Genomic DNA, 16,587 nt, shown 5'->3' on the forward strand with positions numbered 1-16,587 from the left:
CTGGTGGTCGCGCCGCAACTATTATAACGGCCAGACCGGCATCGATACCTTCGGCACCATGCATATCACCACAGATTTTCAGGAGAAGAATATCGTGTATGGCGGCGACAAAGGGCTTGATGCAGCACTCCATGAGTTAAAGGGGCTTTTCCCGCTTGCAAAAGGCATCGGCATACTCTCTGAATGCCCGGTCGGCCTGATCGGTGACGATATCGAAGCAGTGTCCAAGCGGGTGGCCAAGGAATTCAACTATCCGATCGTCCCTGTCCGGTGCGAAGGATTTCGTGGCGTGAGCCAGTCCCTCGGCCATCATATTGCCAACGACACGATCAAGGATTACGTGCTTGGCAAAGGGCAGCTTGATACTTCGACTCCCTACGATGTTGCCCTGATCGGTGACTACAATATCGGCGGCGACGCCTGGGCCTCGCGGAAGATCCTTGAAGAGATGGGCCTTCGCGTCATCTCACAGTATACCGGTGATGCGACGCTCAACGAGATCGCGATCGCGACCAAGGCAAAACTGAACCTGATCCACTGTTACCGGTCGATGAACTACATATGCCGGCATATGGAAGAGGAATACGGCATTCCCTGGATGGAGTTCAATTTCTTCGGGCCGACAAAGACGTATGACAGCATCAGGAAGATAGCAGCCCGGTTCGACGAGAAAATCCAGAAGAATGCGGAAGACGTGATAGCAAAGTACAAGCCGATGATGGATGAGATCGTGGAGCAGTACCGTCCGAAGCTCGAAGGAAAAAAGGTGATGCTCTATGTCGGCGGTCTTCGTCCTCGCCACACCATCGGGGCATATGAGGATCTTGGCATGGAAGTGGTTGCTTCCGGGTACGAGTTCGGCCACAGTGATGATTATAAGCGCACATACCCGGAGCTGAAGGAAGGCGCGGTGATCATGGACGACGCTACCTTATACGAGCTTGAGGAATTCACCCGCAGGCTGAAGCCGGACATGGTCGGCTCGGGTATCAAGGAGAAAAATGAACCCGCAGGCTGAAGCCGGACATGGTCGGCTCGGGTATCAAGGAGAAATACTCGTACCACAAACTCGGCGTGCCGTTCCGTCAGATGCACTCCTGGGATTACTCAGGCCCATACCACGGATTTGACGGGTTCCCGGTCTTTGCGCGGGACATGGACATGACGGTCAACAGCCCCACCTGGGACCTGATAAGGAGGAAGAAATGATACGGATAAAAGACCATAATGAGCTGTTCTGTCAGCCGGATTACCAGGAGCAGTTCGAGCGCAAGAAAGAGTTCGAAAGGCCCTGGCCTGCGGAAAAGATCAAGGAAATCTCTGACTGGACCAGGACCGAAGAATATAAGGAACTGAACTTTAAGCGGGAGAATATCAAGATCAACCCTGCAAAGGCCTGCCAGCCTCTTGGCGCAGTCTTCTGCGCGTCAGGCTTTGACGGCTCCATGCCTTTTGTGCAGGGCGCGCAGGGCTGTGTTGCGTATTTCAGAAGTCATCTGAGCAGACATTTCAAGGAGCCCTTTGCAGCGATCTCGACATCCATGACCGAGGACGCAGCAGTATTCGGCGGCCTCAATAACATGCTCGAAGGTCTGGAGAACACCTATACCCTGTACAAACCGAAGATGATCACGGTATCTACGACCTGTATGGCAGAGGTGATCGGCGACGACCTGAACGCGTACATCAAAACAGCGCGTGAAAAGGGCTCGATCCCCGAGGACCTGCCGGTGCCCTTTGCGCATACACCGAGCTTTGTCGGTTCCCATATTGTCGGATATGACAATATGCTGAGGGGCATTCTGAAGGCCCTTTCTGAGGGCAAGAAAGGCGAATCAAACGGAAAGGTGAATATTATTCCGGGGTTCGATACCTATACAGGCAACTACCATGAGATCAAACGGCTCTTGTCATTGATGGGGATCGAATACACCCTGCTTGCGGATGTGAGTGAGACCTTTGATTCGCCAAACACCGGAGAATACAAGCTCTATCCGGGCGGCACTCCGCTTCCGGACACAATGGATGCGGTGAATGCGATCGGGACGATAGCGCTCCAGAAATACTCAACCGCCAAGACCCTGGATTTTATTCAGAAGGAATGGGGCCAGAAGACTCTGACCCTTTCACCGATCGGCATCAAAAACACCGATGCCTTCTTTGCTGAGCTGAGCAAGCTCACCGGCAAGCCGGTCCCGGCTGCGATCGAAGCAGAGCGCGGAAGAGTAGTGGACGCCATGGTGGACTCGCACCCGTATGTTCACGGCAAACGTTTTGCCCTGGTCGGTGATCCCGATCAACTGTTGGGCATGATCAGTCTTATCATGGAGATGGGAGGCGAGCCGGTGCATGTCGTCTGCACCAATGGTGACAAACATTTCGAGGCAGAGGCGAACGAGCTGCTTGCATCAAGCCCCTTTGGTGTTAACGGCAAGGTATATATTGGCAAGGACATGTGGCATATGCGGTCGCTTCTGTTTACCGAGCCGGTGGATGTCCTGATCGGCAACTCGTATGCGAAGTTTCTGACGCGTGACACAGGGACACCGCTCATAAGAATCGGGTTCCCGCTCTTTGACCGGCATCATCTGCACCGGTATCCGATCATCGGGTATCAGGGAGCACTCAATCTGGTGACCATGCTGGTTAATACCATTCTGGACGAGCTCGACAGGAATACGATCGATACAACGAGTTTTGATGTAATACGGTAGCTAACAAATCTCCCCTTACCCCTCTTTAACAAAGAGGGGCTATTTCTTCCCACTTTGGCAAAGGGGGAATGAGGGGGATTTAAAGAAGGTACTCTCATGATTACTAATATAGACAAACTGACAGAGCATGGCTGCAAAACCGAAAAGAGCGGCAAGATCTGCCGCTCACGCGGCGGCGAGTCCTGCGCTTTTGACGGTGCCATGATCGTGCTTCAGCCCATTGCAGATACGGCCCATCTTGTCCACGGCCCCATCGCCTGCTGCGGAAATTCCTGGGAAGGCAGGGGCACCCGCTCTTCGCAGGGGACCCTGCACCGTATGGGGTTTACTACAGACATGAGTGAACTGGACATTGTGTATGGTTCAGAGAAGAAGCTCAGTGCCGCAATCAGGTCTACCTATGAAAAGGTGAAGCCAAAGGCAATCTTTGTTTATGCAACCTGCGTGAGTGGACTGATTGGCGAAGACATTGCAGCGGTCTGTAAACAGACTGAACAGGAACTCGGCATCAGGGTGCTACCGGTCAGTGCGCCCGGTTTTGTAGGCCCTAAGAATCTCGGCAACCGCATTGCAGGTGAAGTGCTGCTTGAGCATGTTATCGGAACGGGGAGACCGGCCAAAACAACGGAGCATGATATCAACCTGATCGGAGAATATAACATTGCCGGGGACCTCTATCTGATCGAGCCTGTTCTAAAACGGGCAGGAATCAATATATTGTCCAGCATGACAGGGAATGCGACCTTTGAAGAGATCACCTGGGCGCATCGGGCAAAGCTGAATGTGGTCGTATGCAGCAGGGCGCTGATCAATATTGCCAAAGGCATGGAGCAGAAATATGGCATTCCCTACGTTGAGGTCTCGTTCTTCGGCAAAACCGAAATGGCGAAGGCGCTAAGGGCTATCAGCTGTCAGCTGTCAGCCGACAGCCTCCAACTACCAGACAGGATTGAAGAAGTCATTGCAGTTGAGGAGCAGAAGCTGCATGACAGGCTCAGAGCATACGAGCATCTGAGAGGGAAAAAGGCGGTGCTCTATACTGGCGGGGTAAAGAGCTGGTCGTTCATATCAGCACTTATGGACCTCGGCATAGAGATCGTTGCGGTTGGAACCAAGAAGAGCACTGCCGAAGACGAAGAGAAGATGAAGGAGATCCTCGGCAATGATGCTTTGCTCGTTGAAGATGTAACACCGAACAATCTGAAAAAGCTTCTTAAAGAGCGCAGCGCAGATATTCTTGTTGCAGGGGGAAGAAACCAGTATCTTGCGATCAAGGAAGGGTATCCCTTTATCGATGTCAACCAGGAGCGGCATGTGGCCTACGCAGGATATGACGGGCTGGTCAATATTGCAGAGCAGATCAGCAACAGCATCAGGTTTTATAGCAGGCATACAGCATTCAGCGATCAGCGATCAGCTTGCAGACAAGAAAATATATTAAATACAGATGACGGAGAAAAAGCTGAAAGCTTAAAGCTGTCGGCTGAAAACTGTCTTATCAATCCGCTGAAGCATTCGGCGTCGATCGGTGCTGCCATGGCACTTCAGGGCATACATAATGCACTGCCGATCATCCACGGAGCGCAGGGCTGCACCTTCCTTGGCAAGGTGCTTTTGACAAAGCATTTCAGGGAACCGATAGCCCTTGCAGGGACTAAGCTCTTTGCCGAGGATGTAGTGATGGGAAGCGATGAGGCCCTGCTGAAGACGGTCAGAGGCTTCATCGCGAAAAACAGTCCTGATCTGATCGGCGTACTGACATCAGGGCTGACAGAGGTGAAGGGCGATGACATCGCAGCCCTCATAAGGTCCTTTAATGTTGAACGTTCAACGGCAGCTGTCCTGCATATACCGACACCGGACTATGAGGGAGGACTTGAAACAGGGTATGCAAAAGCGGTAGAAGCGCTGACAGGCATTGCTGCTGCTCCCCTCCGTCGTCAGGCTGGCATAAAAGGCCAGGTAAATATTCTTGTTGGATCTCACCTGACCCCTGCTGATTTTCTTGAGCTGCGGGAGATAGTAGAGTCCTTTGGCCTTAGACCTATCATTCTGCCTGACCTCTCCTGTCTTGACGGAAGCAGGCAGGGCATATCGCCGCTTGCATCAGGAGGCACCGGGATACAGGAGATTTCAGCCATGGGCAGTTCTGAGTTTACGTTGGTGATTGGCAAGAGCCTGAAGCCTGCAGCGCAGATCATGAAAGAACGGTTTGAGATCGAGTACAGGATATTCGACAGCCTTGCAGGCCTGAAAGATACAGGCCTGTTCATGGAGACGCTCAGCATGCTCGCGGGAAGATTGGTTCCGCCGAGGTATGAGAGGCAGCGTCGGGTGCTTGCTGACAGCATGAGGGATGCTCATGCCTTTTTCGGCAGTAAGCGGATATGCATTGCTCTTGAACCTGATCATGCGCTTCAGGCATCCCGCTGGGCCAAAGAAATGGGAGCAGACATTCCCCTTGCGGTTGTACCCCAGACCTCTGCTGCGGCAGAACTGATACAGGCAGACAGCATTGTCGTCGGAGACCTTTCCTGCATCGAAGGGGAGTTCGATCTGATCATAGCGAACTCCCATGCCGCAGATACGGCAGCGCGGGTTGGAGCGCCGTTGCTCCAGACAGGCTTCCCTGTGTATAAGGTCTTTGGCAATACCAACAGGGTCACGATCGGATACCGGGGGACACAGTCCCTCATACACGAAGCAGCAACACTATTTGCAAAGGAGGTGCACTGATGAAAGTTGCATTTGCTACAACAGACGGGATAAGCGTAAACGAGCATTTCGGAAGGGCCGGCATGTTTGTCATTTATGAACTCAATAGCAGCGGGCATTCCCTGGTCGAGATACGGAGGTTTTCTGAAGGTATAGATACTGCCGTTGAAGAGACAAAGGGCATGGGCAAGATCCATGACGAACGGGTCGAAAACAAGGTGGACAGGATATCGGATTGTCGTATTATCTACCTGACCGAGATCGGAGGACCTTCCGCAGCGCGTCTTGCCCGGAAGGGCATCATGCCGGTGAAGGTGAAGGAGCCGGTAAGCATCGAGGAGTCCGTGCAGAAACTTTCCGAGACCTTAAAAAATTCACCGCCGCCGTGGCTGAGGAAAGCGATGAACAGCGATTAGCCATCAGCTGTCAGGATTCAGCAAAAACAGACTCACAATTATTGATCTATTTTAACAAACGGCTATCGGCTGAATGCTGATACCAAATAAAAGGAGGAAGTAACCATGAAGATGATCAGAGCATTTATAAGGCCGGAAAAAGAGCAGGAAGTAGTCCAGGCATTAGAGGGGGCAGGCTTTCCGTCACTCACCAAAATGCCGGTCTTCGGCAGGGGAAAACAGAAGGGTTTGCAGGTAGGTCCTATACATTATGACGAACTGCCCAAAATGCTGGTCATGATGGTCGTCAATGACGGAGATGTGGAGAAGGTGGTCAAACTCATGATGGATAAATCCAGAACCGGCTTTGTCGGAGACGGCAAGATATTCATAAGCCCTGTTGAGTCAGCCTACACGGTCCGGACAGGGGAGGCCGTGTTATGAAAGAGATCACCGCAATCATACGAAGGGACAAGCTCCCTGAGACCAAAAAGGTGTTAGAGGAACTCGGTTTCCCCTCGCTTACCATCCAGAGTGTTGACGGCAGGGGGAAGCAGAAGGGAATCGTCTGCAATAATGATCTTGACCCGGACATGCCGGACAGCTTCTGCACATCCGCAAAACTGAAACCGACGCCCGCGACCTATGCCCTTGAGCATGCGCTTCCTACGGTGGCACTTTTTGTTCCCAAAAGGATGCTTACCATGGTGGTGCCGGATGACCTGGTCGGTAAGATCGTGAAGTCACTGATAAAGGTGAGTCAAACCGGTAAGACAGGCGACGGCAAAATCTTTGTTTCACCAATCGAAGAAGCAATTAGAGTCAGGACATCAGAGACCGGCGGAGAGGCAATAGCGTAGCAATTGTAGGGGCAGGTCTCGCGCCTGCCCTTATCGCAAAGGAGGAATACCATGGCAATCATAGGATATACACGGGGCGCCCAGACATGGGTCCCTAAATTCATTGAATCGATAGACGTTAATAAATGCATCGGTTGCGGAAGATGCTACAAGGTATGCGGCAGAGAGGTGCTTGAACTGATCGAAAAGCCCTTTGAGGGTGAGGACGAGTTTGGAGATGACATGGGCAATAAGGTGATGTCTGTCGCAAATCCTCATAACTGCATCGGCTGCGAGGCCTGCGCGCGGACTTGTACAAAACGGTGCCAGTCCCATGTCGAGATTTGATTGTGAAATTGCCCCTTGGCAGAAATCTCAGAATTCGAAGTGATTATAGCCATCGTCTGACCCGTTTGGAATAAGCCTCGAACTCACTGCCGAACAATGAAACAAGTGCACGCTCCTCAGGTTTGATCTGGAACCTGTTCAGGTAAGACACGAAAAGGGGAAGCAAAAGAGCAGCAGCAACGTTTGCCAGATAGATCGCCCATCCGATGAGAACGAAGAGAAGCGACAGATACATGGGATTGCGGGTTATCGAATATACACCGGTAACTACAAGCGTTGTCGTTTTTATCGGTTTATCAGGATGCAGCGTTGTCCTGGCAAGAAGAAAAGAACCTATGCTTATACCGGCAAGCAGGCAGCCCACTGCCGCAATTGCCAATGCAAACGGCATCTTTGCCGGCAGGGAAACCGTGGCCCAGGGGATATAGACCGACGTCAGCCACATGAGTCCCGCAAACGCAAGAAACACGACCGGCGGCGGAAATCTTAGTTCAAGAAAATTGTTTTTATCCATATAACGAAAAACATAATCCTACGGGCAGCAATGTGGTGGGACTTAAAAACAAACAGCGGCCATGCCCGGTCGGTGTTGATGTGCTTGTTCTGCTCTGAATCTTTTTCATTCAGTATTTAATGGTTTGGCATCTGTTTCAATTCTGCGAATTTCGGTGACGTATGGATATCCTAAATAGCCATTTTTCAAGATAAGCTGTTCTTTCACACTGTTTTTTTCTTTAATTATTATCTTTGGCTGAGTCTGATCGAAGCCCTGGTTTATAACCAGCAGGCAAAAGACAATTGGCGTTGAAATAAAAAAAGCAGTAACGACAATCAGGGCGAAGCGCAGCATGAATTTATTTGCCGTCAACCGTAGTTTTTTTGGAAGCCAAAAGGTAAATATCTCATTTCTGGAGCCTGATGCATCCGTATCTGATATGTACAATTTCCTGCTCTTAATATAAAGGATTGTGCCAACAACAATAATTGATAGAGAATAGAAGTCTTTTTCTAATCTGTAAGTTAGAGTCGTCTTCCAAGGCATGAAATAAAGAACCGGCGAAAGGAATGCAAATGGGAATAGTAATTTTAAAATGAATCTCGCAAAAGTATCTTTTCGAGTAGTAGAATTGTTTGCGAAATCATTCAATTTTTCTTTAATCATTTGTTTTATATGTGCAGGACAACTAATATGCCCCGAGGGCTTTTTCTGGTCTCATAAGCGAGATGATAGCATAGCACTCCCTGCTTTTGAAGAAAAAATTTAACTATTAACCCGGCAACTAAATACTGTCATTCACGCAAGCAAAGCGCGTCGGGAATCCTTCTGAAAACAAAGAAAGATTCCGGACAAGCCGGAATGACAAAAGTTGCGGTATTTAAGTGCCGATTTAATAAATCAATGGGGAAATTGTTTGCCTAATGGTATTTCCTGGTATCACGGACTAAAAGCCATGATGGTATAACATGGCAATTGTGTCACTGATGATTTACAAGAGTAAGTATTAGAGGCCGCGCAGGTCGTTATCTTACTTCTGCCCTGTTTGTGCAATAGTAACTACAAATTTGTCGGAATAGCTACATCACTGGCGCAATTTGCTTTTTTAAATAAACGCAATCTCTTAATTTATCAAGGCCTTACAATCTGGCACCTCTATTGCAAATGCATATATGAAATCAAGGAAAGAGAGGTGGATGATCATGGCAGGGATACCGTTATACAAAGGCAGGGACATAAAGAAGACCCATCCGTGCTTTTCGAAGGAGGCCCATCACAAGTTTGGCAGAATCCATCTGCCGGTTGCACCTGCCTGTAATATCCAGTGCCGGTACTGCATCAGGAAATACGACTGTGCTAACGAATCGCGGCCCGGTATCACCAGCCGGGTTTTAAAGTCCTATGAGGCCCTTGAAAGAGTGGAAGCCGTACTCGAACGGAACGATAACCTTACCGTTGTCGGCATAGCAGGACCGGGAGATCCGCTTGCCAATGACGCGACCTTTGAGACCATGGCTGCTATTCACCGTGCGTTTCCTGATCTGACACTCTGCGTCTCTACAAACGGACTCTGCCTGCCTGACAGGATAGAAGACCTTATGCGCGTGGGCGTCAAAAGCATTACCATTACGATCAATGCCCTTACCCATATCGTTGCTGAAAAGGTCTATTCCCGGGCCAGCTACCGGGGCAAAACTCTCCGGGGCAGAGAGGCTGCTGAACAGCTTGTCATTAACCAGCAGAGAGGACTTATCAATGCAATCGACGCCGGGTTTATGGTGAAGGTGAATACGGTCTATATACCGGGGATAAACGATGCCGAAATACCGATGATCGCCTGGTTTGCAGGAATGAAGGGAGCGGACATCCATAACATTATGCCGCTTATTCCGCAGGCAGAGTTTGAGCATCTGCAGAGGCCGTCCAATGATATGATCGCAAAAATGCGGAGTGGGTGTGCCCCCCATATCGAGCAGATGTCCCATTGCAAGCAGTGCCGCGCTGATGCCTGCGGTGTGCTGGGTGAAGACAAAGACATGGAGCTTGAGGTGCTGAATGCACGGATTGGAGAGGAATACTGTGAAATGGTTTGAGCGTTTTATTCTTCTGCTCCTCTTAGGTTTTTTTGCAGTCCTGTTTGTGGAAGAAGCGTCTGCAGGGACAGAGCTCACAGTCTCTGCAGCGCTCAGCCTGAAGGCCCCTTTTGAGGAGATCGGCAGGCTTTATGAAAAGAAGAGCGGTGTCAGGGTCGCTTATAATTTTGGCCCCTCCGGCATGCTGCAGAAGCAGATCGAGAACAGCGCGCCTGTTGATGTATTTGCCTCGGCCTCGCCTAAAGAGATGGACAGCCTTGAGGGCAGCGGCTTTATCATGCCGGCAACACGCTCGAATTTCGCCGGCAATGCCATGGTGCTCATAACAACATCAGATGCGCCGAGACAGCTGTTTTCATTTGCGGACCTCAGAAAAAGGGAGATAACAAGGATCGCCATAGGCAATCCGGCATCGGTACCTGCAGGAAAATACAGCGAGGAGACCCTGAGAAGTCTCGGCCTCTGGGACGCAGTGCAGCCAAAACTGGTCTACGGGGAACAGGTGAAGCAGGTGATGGACTATGTGTCACGCAGGGAGGTAGATGCTGGCATGGTCTTTCTGACCGATGCCATGGGAAGAAGCAAAGAACTGCGTGTTGCTGCCGAGGCCCCTGCTTCAAGTCACAGGCCTGTTGTCTATACCATTGCGGTAATCAGGGGGACAAAAAACAACATGGCAGCGCGGAACTTTATTGCCATGGTCATTTCAAAAGAGGGCAGCGACATCCTGAGAAAATACGGATTTATTGTAAAACCCTGAGAAAGGAGAACGATCATGGACAGCGCAGCGCTATTTTCGCTCAGGCTCTCACTGCAGGTCGCTTTTCTGGCGACAATGCTGATAGTCCTTGTCGGCGTGGCGCTTGCATACCTCCTTGCCATGAAGGACTTCAGGGGCAAAGAACTACTCGACATGCTCTGCACCCTGCCGCTCGTGCTGCCACCGACTGTGACCGGATTTTTTCTCGTGGTCATCTTCGGCAGGAACGGCTTCCTCGGCAGGCAGCTCTATGAACTGACCGGATGGTCGATTATATTTACCTGGCAGGCGGCGGTGCTGGCATCCTTTGTGGTTGCCCTCCCCCTTATGGTCAAGACGGCACGCGCTGCACTCGAATCGGTTGACCGGAACCTGATCAATGCCTCGTACACGCTCGGCCATTCGAAACTCGAAACCGCCCTCCGTGTAATACTGCCGCTCGCAAAGAAAGGCCTCATAGCAGGAGCGGTGCTCTCATTTGCGCGTGCCATGGGAGAGTTCGGAGCGACCCTGATGCTGGCCGGCAACATCCCGGGAAGGACCGACACCATGCCGATAGCGATCTATTCTATGGCAAGCAGCGGGGAATGGTCCCGTTCCGCGGCCATGGTCGCCTTCTTTACCCTGATTTCAGGGTCATTCCTCTATGTCGCGAACCTGTACAGCCGGAGGACGATCTGATGGGCATCTCCTTCACTGCACGCAAAACGTTCAACGGTTTCACCCTTGATGCGTTCTGGGAGATCAACAACGAACTTGCTGTGATCTTCGGATACTCAGGCGCAGGAAAATCGATGACCCTCCAGATGATCGCCGGACTGCTGGAGCCTGACGAAGGGAAAATAGTCCTGGGCGAGACGGTCCTGTTCGATGCAGTGCAAGGTGTGAACACCAGCCCGCAGAAGCGTTCCATAGGGTACGTATTTCAGGACCTGGCGCTCTTTCCGCATATGACCGTGTCAGAGAACATCTGCTATGGAGCGCATGGCATCGATAAAACCGAACAGAAACAGCGCTGCTGCGACCTGCTCCGCATGTTCCGCATAACAGACCTCGAGGACCGCCTGCCTTCGCAGATCTCTGGCGGCCAGAAACAGCGTGTGGCCCTTGCACGCGCATTGATCAGGCGGCCGGACGCACTCCTTCTTGATGAGCCGTTCTCTGCACTCGATATGCCGATACGCTTTGAGCTGCAGGCCATCCTGAAGGAGATCCAGCAGACGTACAAGATACCGGTCCTGCTCATAACGCACGATGCGAATGAGGCCCTTGCCCTGGCAGACCGGATGATCGTCTATGCAGAAGGCCGGGTCATGCAGGCCGGTCCGCCGGAAGAGATAGTTATTTCACCATCATGCGAAGAAGTGTCGACACTCTCACGCTTCAGCGGGAGATCCCGGCCGACAATACCCTGCCTGAGCAGCGAATTCTGTGCAAGCAGATGAAAGGAAGACCATGACCAGGGAGATCTATTTTATTGATGTGACAAACCGCGATGGGGTGCAGACCTCGCGCATTCTGCTGCCCAAACTTGCCAAGACCATGATCAACCTCTATCTTGACGAGATGGGTGTGTTCCAGAGCGAGATCGGCTTTCCTACGCTCAAGCACGAGAGAAACTATATCAATGCCAATCTCGCACTTGCAAAGGCAGGGGCTTTCAAACGCATCAGGCTTCAGGGCTGGTGCAGGGCAATAACGAGCGATGTTGAACTTGCCTTTCAGAACTGTCCTGACCTGCGGCACCTGAACCTCTCGGTCTCGACGTCGGAGATCATGATCAACGGTAAATTCCAGGGCAAGACGACCTGGGAAGATATTGTCGAGTCGATGACCAGTGCTGTCAGACTGGCAAGAGAGCTTGGAGCCGAGACCGTCGGCATCAATGCCGAGGATGCCTCAAGGACCGAACTGCAGAGGCTGATCGATTTCGCGCTTGCCGGCAAAGAGGCAGGCGCAGACCGTATTCGCTATTGCGATACCCTCGGCGCAGACGACCCCATAACCATCCATGAGCGCATCAGGGCTCTGGGTAGTGCAGCGCAATTTCCGATCGAGATGCATTGCCATAACGACCTCGGCATGGCAGAAGCGGTCTCCGTAGCAGGCGCACTCGGGGCTGCAGAGGCAGGTATAGACTGTTATATCAATACGACACTTAACGGATATGGTGAACGCTGCGGCAACTGCGATCTTGTATCTTCAATGCTCGCACTCCAATTTTCCCATGGGCTCAGCAGGAAGTTGCGGTGCGACCGGCATATGGACCTCAAAAAATCCTGGAAGATCGCGAAATACGCCTCGTACGCCTTTGGTCTGCCGATCCCGATCAACCAGCCGGGTGTGGGTGCCAACGCCTTTGCGCACGAGTCAGGGATCCATGCGGACGGAGCCCTGAAAGACCGGCGGAATTATGAGCTGTATGATCCCGAAGATGTCGGCAGGGGCGAGCCTGAGCTGCTCGAGACCGGCCGTGTCATTACGACCGGGGAATACGGCGGCATCAAGGGTTTCAGGCATGTGTATGATAAGCTCGGTATTCACTTTCAGAACGACAGGGAGGCGCGTGCTATCCTCGACCTTGTTCAGTATGCAAACCTTCATAACCAGAAGCAGCTGACTGATGACGAACTGCGTATGGTGGCACGGTACCCTGATGCCGTGCGCATGATACTTACGGTTACTCCCTGAGTCTGTCCCCGGTTTCCCACAGGTTCTTTTCCCCGTGATTTGTCGTCAGTAGTAATAAATAAAGCAGACAATTTTGTAGTAAAGCACAATTTTGTAGTAAGGCTTATTCTAAATTATCGTGAAAAATCAGACAGTTTTAACATGGCATGGTTCTGGCATTATCTCCCTGATATGAATAACGAAGGGACTTCTCTTAAATGCCGGATTGAAGAGCTCGAAAAGGAAGAGATCCTTAAGGCTTTGAAGGAATGCGGATGGGTGATGGCACGGGCGGCCAAGAAGCTGGGCATTACGGAGAGGATGATCGGATATAAAATCAATAAATACAGCCTCAGAACAAAGGAGGTGCGCTGGAGCGAGGGAGCAGCTGAAGAACATGAAGACAATCAGGAGCAGAAAGAACCGCATTAGGCGGTAAATAATAATATTTAGGAGGAGATTATGAAAAAGGTTATTTTCAGTATGTGGGTTACATTGGTTTTTGTATTTGCAATCGTATTCAGCAGTTTCGCAGAGGAGGCCAAGCCTGCTGGTCTGAATGCCGACGAGATCAAGAAGGCTTTGGGCCTCAGCGTCTATCTGCAGGGCGGGTACACGTATAACTTCAGGAACCCTGATTCAGGAGAAAACAGGCTCCGCGTTTTTGATCATGAGGCAAACAGCATTAATCTTGATCTTGCTCAGATCGTCTTTACCAAGGACGCACCCATGAACGGCGTCGGATTCAAACTGAAGCTTTCGGCCGGCGAGACCGCAAAGTGGATACATTCAAGAGGTCTGGGGATCAATGACGGCGATGATCCGTCAAAGAGCGACGCCTTTGACCTGACCGAGGCCTATATTGAGTATCTTGCTCCTGTCGGCAAGGGACTCAAGCTTCGCCTTGGAAAGTATGCCACCTATTTTGGCGCTGAGGTGATCGAGGCAAAGGACAACCCGAACTATTCCCGTTCTCTTCTGTTTAATTATGCCATTCCGTTTACCCATACCGGTCTGATGGCAGGCTATAGTTTTACTGATCAATTGAGCGCAAACCTTCATGTCGTAAACGGCTGGGACAATACCAGCGACAACAACAAGGGCAAGAGTGTAGGTCTTAGCATCGGTTATGCGCCGATGGAGCAGCTCTCGATGTATTTCAATACCATGTATGGGCCTGAGCAGCTTGATAACAACTCCAACAACCGGTTCCTCTTTGACTGGGTGGCGACCATCAAGCCAATGAAGAACCTCAGTCTGATCCTGAATGTTGACTATGCAAAGGAAGATATGGGCCCTCACGTCGATGATGCAAAGTGGTATGGCTATGCAGCGATCGCCAAGTATGACTTCAATGACCGATACAGCATTGCGGTCAGGGGCGAATACTTTAAAGACAGTGACGGCGTAAGGACCGGCATAAAACAGGCCATGAAGGAGATCACGATTACTCCCGAGATACGGTTTGCAAACGGCATCATACTGCGGCCTGAGTACAGACATGACTGGGCTGGAGCGAATACCTTTGACAGTCATCGTGATATCATGAACAAAAAGAGCCAGGATACGATCGCTTTAGCGGTTATGTACTCCTGGTAACATAGAAATAAAGGAGGTTTATCATGAAAAGGTTTATCAGCATTACCATTTTGCTCAGTTACTTACTCTTTGCGGGGTTCGTCTTTGCTGAAGAAGCGAAGCCTGTTGATGCCCCTGCCCCGGCTGCAGTAGCAGCAACGGAGCCGGCATCAGCAACCCCTGCGGCAGCGGCAGTGCCTGCCCCGCCCAAGATCGACACCGGCGACACTGCCTGGATGATCGTGGCAACAGCCTTGGTAATGCTTATGACCATTCCGGGGCTGGCCCTCTTTTACGGAGGTCTTGCAAAACGGAAGGACTCCCTTAATACCATGGCCATGTCCTTTGTAGCGTTCTGCATCGTGAGCGTACTCTGGGTGATCTTTGGTTTCAGTTTCTCTTTTAACGGAGATCTGGGAGGGTTCATCGGCGATGGTGCAAAGGCCTTCCTCAATGGTGTCGGTCCAAACAGCATCAATGATCTGGCAAAGACCATACCGGAATATATCTTTATTGTGTATCAAATGACCTTTGCAGCCATTACCGTCGCTCTTGCAAGCGGTGCGTATATCGAGAGGATGAAGTTCTCGGCCTGGATTCTTTTTTCGGTTTTGTGGTTTGCCCTGGTCTATATCCCGGTTGCGCACTGGGTATGGGGCGGCGGCTTCCTCAGCAAAATGGGAGCTCTTGATTTTGCCGGTGGGACCGTTGTCCATATCAATGCCGGAGCAGCCGCGCTCGTAGGCGCTCTCATCCTTGGGAAGCGTAAGGAGAAGGCACTCCTGCCGGGCAACCTGACACTTGTTGTTACCGGAGCCGGCCTGCTCTGGTTCGGATGGTTCGGGTTCAATGCCGGTTCTGCCCTTGCCGCAAACGGTCTTGCAGGCGCTGCCTTCATCAACACCAACACCGCAGCCGCTGTTGCAGCCCTGGCCTGGATGGTAGTGGAATGGATGCACTCAAAAAAGGCGACCGTGCTCGGTCTGGCCTCTGGAGCGGTAGGCGGACTGGTTGCGATCACGCCTGCAGCAGGCTTTGTGAATATCAGCGGTGCGATCTGTATCGGCCTTGCAGCAGGTATCATTCCTTTCTTTGCAGTGGCATATCTGAAGCCCAAGTTAGGCTATGACGATACACTTGACGCCTTCGGCATTCATGGCATTGGCGGAACCATCGGAGCCATACTGACCGGAGTCTTTGCAGACCCGGCAATCAATGAGGCTGGTAAAGGCCTGTTATACGGCAATCCCGGCCAGCTCTGGACGCAGATCCTGGCTTCTCTGATAACGTTTGCCTATAGCGCAGTTGCGACAGCGATTATCTTCATGGTCATTAAATATACGGTTGGCCTGAGGGTTGATCACGAAGATGAGTTTATCGGTCTTGATGAAAGCCAGCACGGCGAGAAGGCATACAACTTATAAGAAGGGGACTCGGGTTTGGGGGGTAGGAGTTGGTTTTTCGGAAACTGCTGATCCCCAATCCCTGAACCCCAACGACTAACAAACAAGGAGGAATATCATGAAGAAGATAGAAGCGATCATAAAGCCGTTTAAGTTAGATGAAGTTAAGGATGCCCTCAATGCGATCGGTATTCAGGGTATGACCGTCACCGAGGTGAAGGGTTTCGGCAGGCAGAAAGGGCATGTAGAGCTTTACCGCGGCGCTGAATACGACATTTCGTTCATACCCAAGGTGAAGATAGAGGCAGTGGTTTCCGAGGCCATGGTCGAAAAGGCTATCTCAACGATCGCAGAGAAGGCCAAGACAGGCAAGATCGGCGACGGCAAGATATTTGTATCGTCCCTTGAGCAGATCATCAGAATAAGGACCGGCGAAACAGGAGAGACCGCCATCTAAAAAGCAACAAAAGTGTATAGTAGACAAAAATGTAGCTTGGCTATAACACTTTGAAAAAATAGAAAAATCTGGAGATTGCCCTGAGACTTGCTACAAAAATGTAGGAAGTCTCAGGGTTT

17 protein-coding genes and 1 pseudogene are annotated in these 16,587 nt (G+C 51.1%); 16 read left to right on the forward strand and 2 right to left on the reverse strand.

Going from position 1 to position 16,587, the window contains the following annotated elements:
- The 7 genes and pseudogenes from HZB31_15690 to fdxB all read left to right on the forward strand — a co-directional run bounded on the left by HZB31_15690 (nucleotide 1) and on the right by fdxB (nucleotide 7,011).
- Nucleotides 1-1,209 (forward strand): annotated as a pseudogene (locus HZB31_15690) (nitrogenase molybdenum-iron protein alpha chain).
- Nucleotides 1,206-2,714: a nitrogenase molybdenum-iron protein subunit beta gene (nifK, locus tag HZB31_15695; GenBank protein ID MBI5849361.1), complete on the forward strand. Its 1,509-nt coding sequence runs from the start codon at nucleotides 1,206-1,208 to the stop codon at nucleotides 2,712-2,714. The pseudogene HZB31_15690 and the gene nifK overlap by 4 nt, the downstream one beginning before the upstream one ends.
- 96 nt (nucleotides 2,715-2,810) lie before the next feature.
- Nucleotides 2,811-5,450 (forward strand): nitrogenase iron-molybdenum cofactor biosynthesis protein NifE, encoded by a 2,640-nt coding sequence (gene nifE / locus HZB31_15700; protein ID MBI5849362.1) that lies wholly within the window; start codon nucleotides 2,811-2,813, stop codon nucleotides 5,448-5,450.
- Entirely contained in the window at nucleotides 5,450-5,845 is a 396-nt protein-coding gene (gene nifX / locus HZB31_15705) for a nitrogen fixation protein NifX (protein MBI5849363.1), read from the forward strand. Before nifE ends, nifX begins: the two co-directional genes overlap by 1 nt.
- Nucleotides 5,846-5,950: 105 nt before the next feature.
- Nucleotides 5,951-6,268: a P-II family nitrogen regulator gene (locus HZB31_15710; GenBank protein MBI5849364.1), complete on the forward strand. Its 318-nt coding sequence runs from the start codon at nucleotides 5,951-5,953 to the stop codon at nucleotides 6,266-6,268.
- On the forward strand, nucleotides 6,265-6,684 hold the full coding sequence (locus tag HZB31_15715; protein MBI5849365.1) for a P-II family nitrogen regulator: 420 nt from the start codon (nucleotides 6,265-6,267) through the stop codon (nucleotides 6,682-6,684). The genes HZB31_15710 and HZB31_15715 overlap by 4 nt, the downstream gene beginning before the upstream one ends.
- A 51-nt stretch (nucleotides 6,685-6,735) precedes the next feature.
- Nucleotides 6,736-7,011: a ferredoxin III, nif-specific gene (fdxB, locus tag HZB31_15720; protein ID MBI5849366.1), complete on the forward strand. Its 276-nt coding sequence runs from the start codon at nucleotides 6,736-6,738 to the stop codon at nucleotides 7,009-7,011.
- Nucleotides 7,012-7,054: 43 nt separating this feature from the next.
- Here fdxB and HZB31_15725 read toward each other — a convergent pair whose 3' ends face one another.
- Together HZB31_15725 and HZB31_15730 are read right to left on the reverse strand one after the other, a co-directional pair.
- On the reverse strand, nucleotides 7,055-7,525 hold the full coding sequence (locus HZB31_15725) for an isoprenylcysteine carboxylmethyltransferase family protein (GenBank protein ID MBI5849367.1): 471 nt from the start codon (nucleotides 7,523-7,525) through the stop codon (nucleotides 7,055-7,057).
- 105 nt (nucleotides 7,526-7,630) lie between these two features.
- Nucleotides 7,631-8,173, reverse strand: coding sequence for a hypothetical protein (locus HZB31_15730; GenBank protein ID MBI5849368.1), 543 nt, complete (start codon nucleotides 8,171-8,173; stop codon nucleotides 7,631-7,633).
- 506 nt (nucleotides 8,174-8,679) lie between these two features.
- Between HZB31_15730 and HZB31_15735 the strand changes: the two genes are divergently transcribed.
- The 9 genes from HZB31_15735 to HZB31_15775 all read left to right on the forward strand — a co-directional run bounded on the left by HZB31_15735 (nucleotide 8,680) and on the right by HZB31_15775 (nucleotide 16,468).
- The gene (locus tag HZB31_15735) at nucleotides 8,680-9,600 is read left to right on the forward strand and encodes a radical SAM protein (GenBank protein ID MBI5849369.1); all 921 of its coding nucleotides are present in this window, start codon (nucleotides 8,680-8,682) and stop codon (nucleotides 9,598-9,600) included.
- Complete coding sequence (modA, locus tag HZB31_15740; GenBank protein MBI5849370.1) at nucleotides 9,563-10,360, forward strand: molybdate ABC transporter substrate-binding protein; 798 nt, start codon at nucleotides 9,563-9,565, stop codon at nucleotides 10,358-10,360. Before HZB31_15735 ends, modA begins: the two co-directional genes overlap by 38 nt.
- Before the next feature lie 15 nt (nucleotides 10,361-10,375).
- The gene (gene modB, locus HZB31_15745; GenBank protein ID MBI5849371.1) at nucleotides 10,376-11,041 is read left to right on the forward strand and encodes a molybdate ABC transporter permease subunit; all 666 of its coding nucleotides are present in this window, start codon (nucleotides 10,376-10,378) and stop codon (nucleotides 11,039-11,041) included.
- The gene (locus HZB31_15750; GenBank protein MBI5849372.1) at nucleotides 11,041-11,805 is read left to right on the forward strand and encodes an ATP-binding cassette domain-containing protein; all 765 of its coding nucleotides are present in this window, start codon (nucleotides 11,041-11,043) and stop codon (nucleotides 11,803-11,805) included. The genes modB and HZB31_15750 overlap by 1 nt, the downstream gene beginning before the upstream one ends.
- Before the next feature lie 10 nt (nucleotides 11,806-11,815).
- The gene (locus HZB31_15755; GenBank protein ID MBI5849373.1) at nucleotides 11,816-13,051 is read left to right on the forward strand and encodes a homocitrate synthase; all 1,236 of its coding nucleotides are present in this window, start codon (nucleotides 11,816-11,818) and stop codon (nucleotides 13,049-13,051) included.
- Nucleotides 13,052-13,192: 141 nt separating this feature from the next.
- Nucleotides 13,193-13,462, forward strand: coding sequence for a hypothetical protein (locus HZB31_15760; protein MBI5849374.1), 270 nt, complete (start codon nucleotides 13,193-13,195; stop codon nucleotides 13,460-13,462).
- A 30-nt stretch (nucleotides 13,463-13,492) separates the two neighbouring features.
- Nucleotides 13,493-14,629 (forward strand): porin, encoded by a 1,137-nt coding sequence (locus tag HZB31_15765; protein ID MBI5849375.1) that lies wholly within the window; start codon nucleotides 13,493-13,495, stop codon nucleotides 14,627-14,629.
- A 23-nt stretch (nucleotides 14,630-14,652) separates the two neighbouring features.
- On the forward strand, nucleotides 14,653-16,032 hold the full coding sequence (locus HZB31_15770) for an ammonium transporter (GenBank protein ID MBI5849376.1): 1,380 nt from the start codon (nucleotides 14,653-14,655) through the stop codon (nucleotides 16,030-16,032).
- Between the two features lie 97 nt (nucleotides 16,033-16,129).
- Nucleotides 16,130-16,468 (forward strand): P-II family nitrogen regulator, encoded by a 339-nt coding sequence (locus HZB31_15775; protein ID MBI5849377.1) that lies wholly within the window; start codon nucleotides 16,130-16,132, stop codon nucleotides 16,466-16,468.
- Nucleotides 16,469-16,587 lie beyond the last annotated feature (119 nt).

This window comes from Nitrospirota bacterium, from assembly GCA_016235245.1.
Classification (GTDB): Bacteria; Nitrospirota; Thermodesulfovibrionia; order Thermodesulfovibrionales; family UBA6898; genus UBA6898.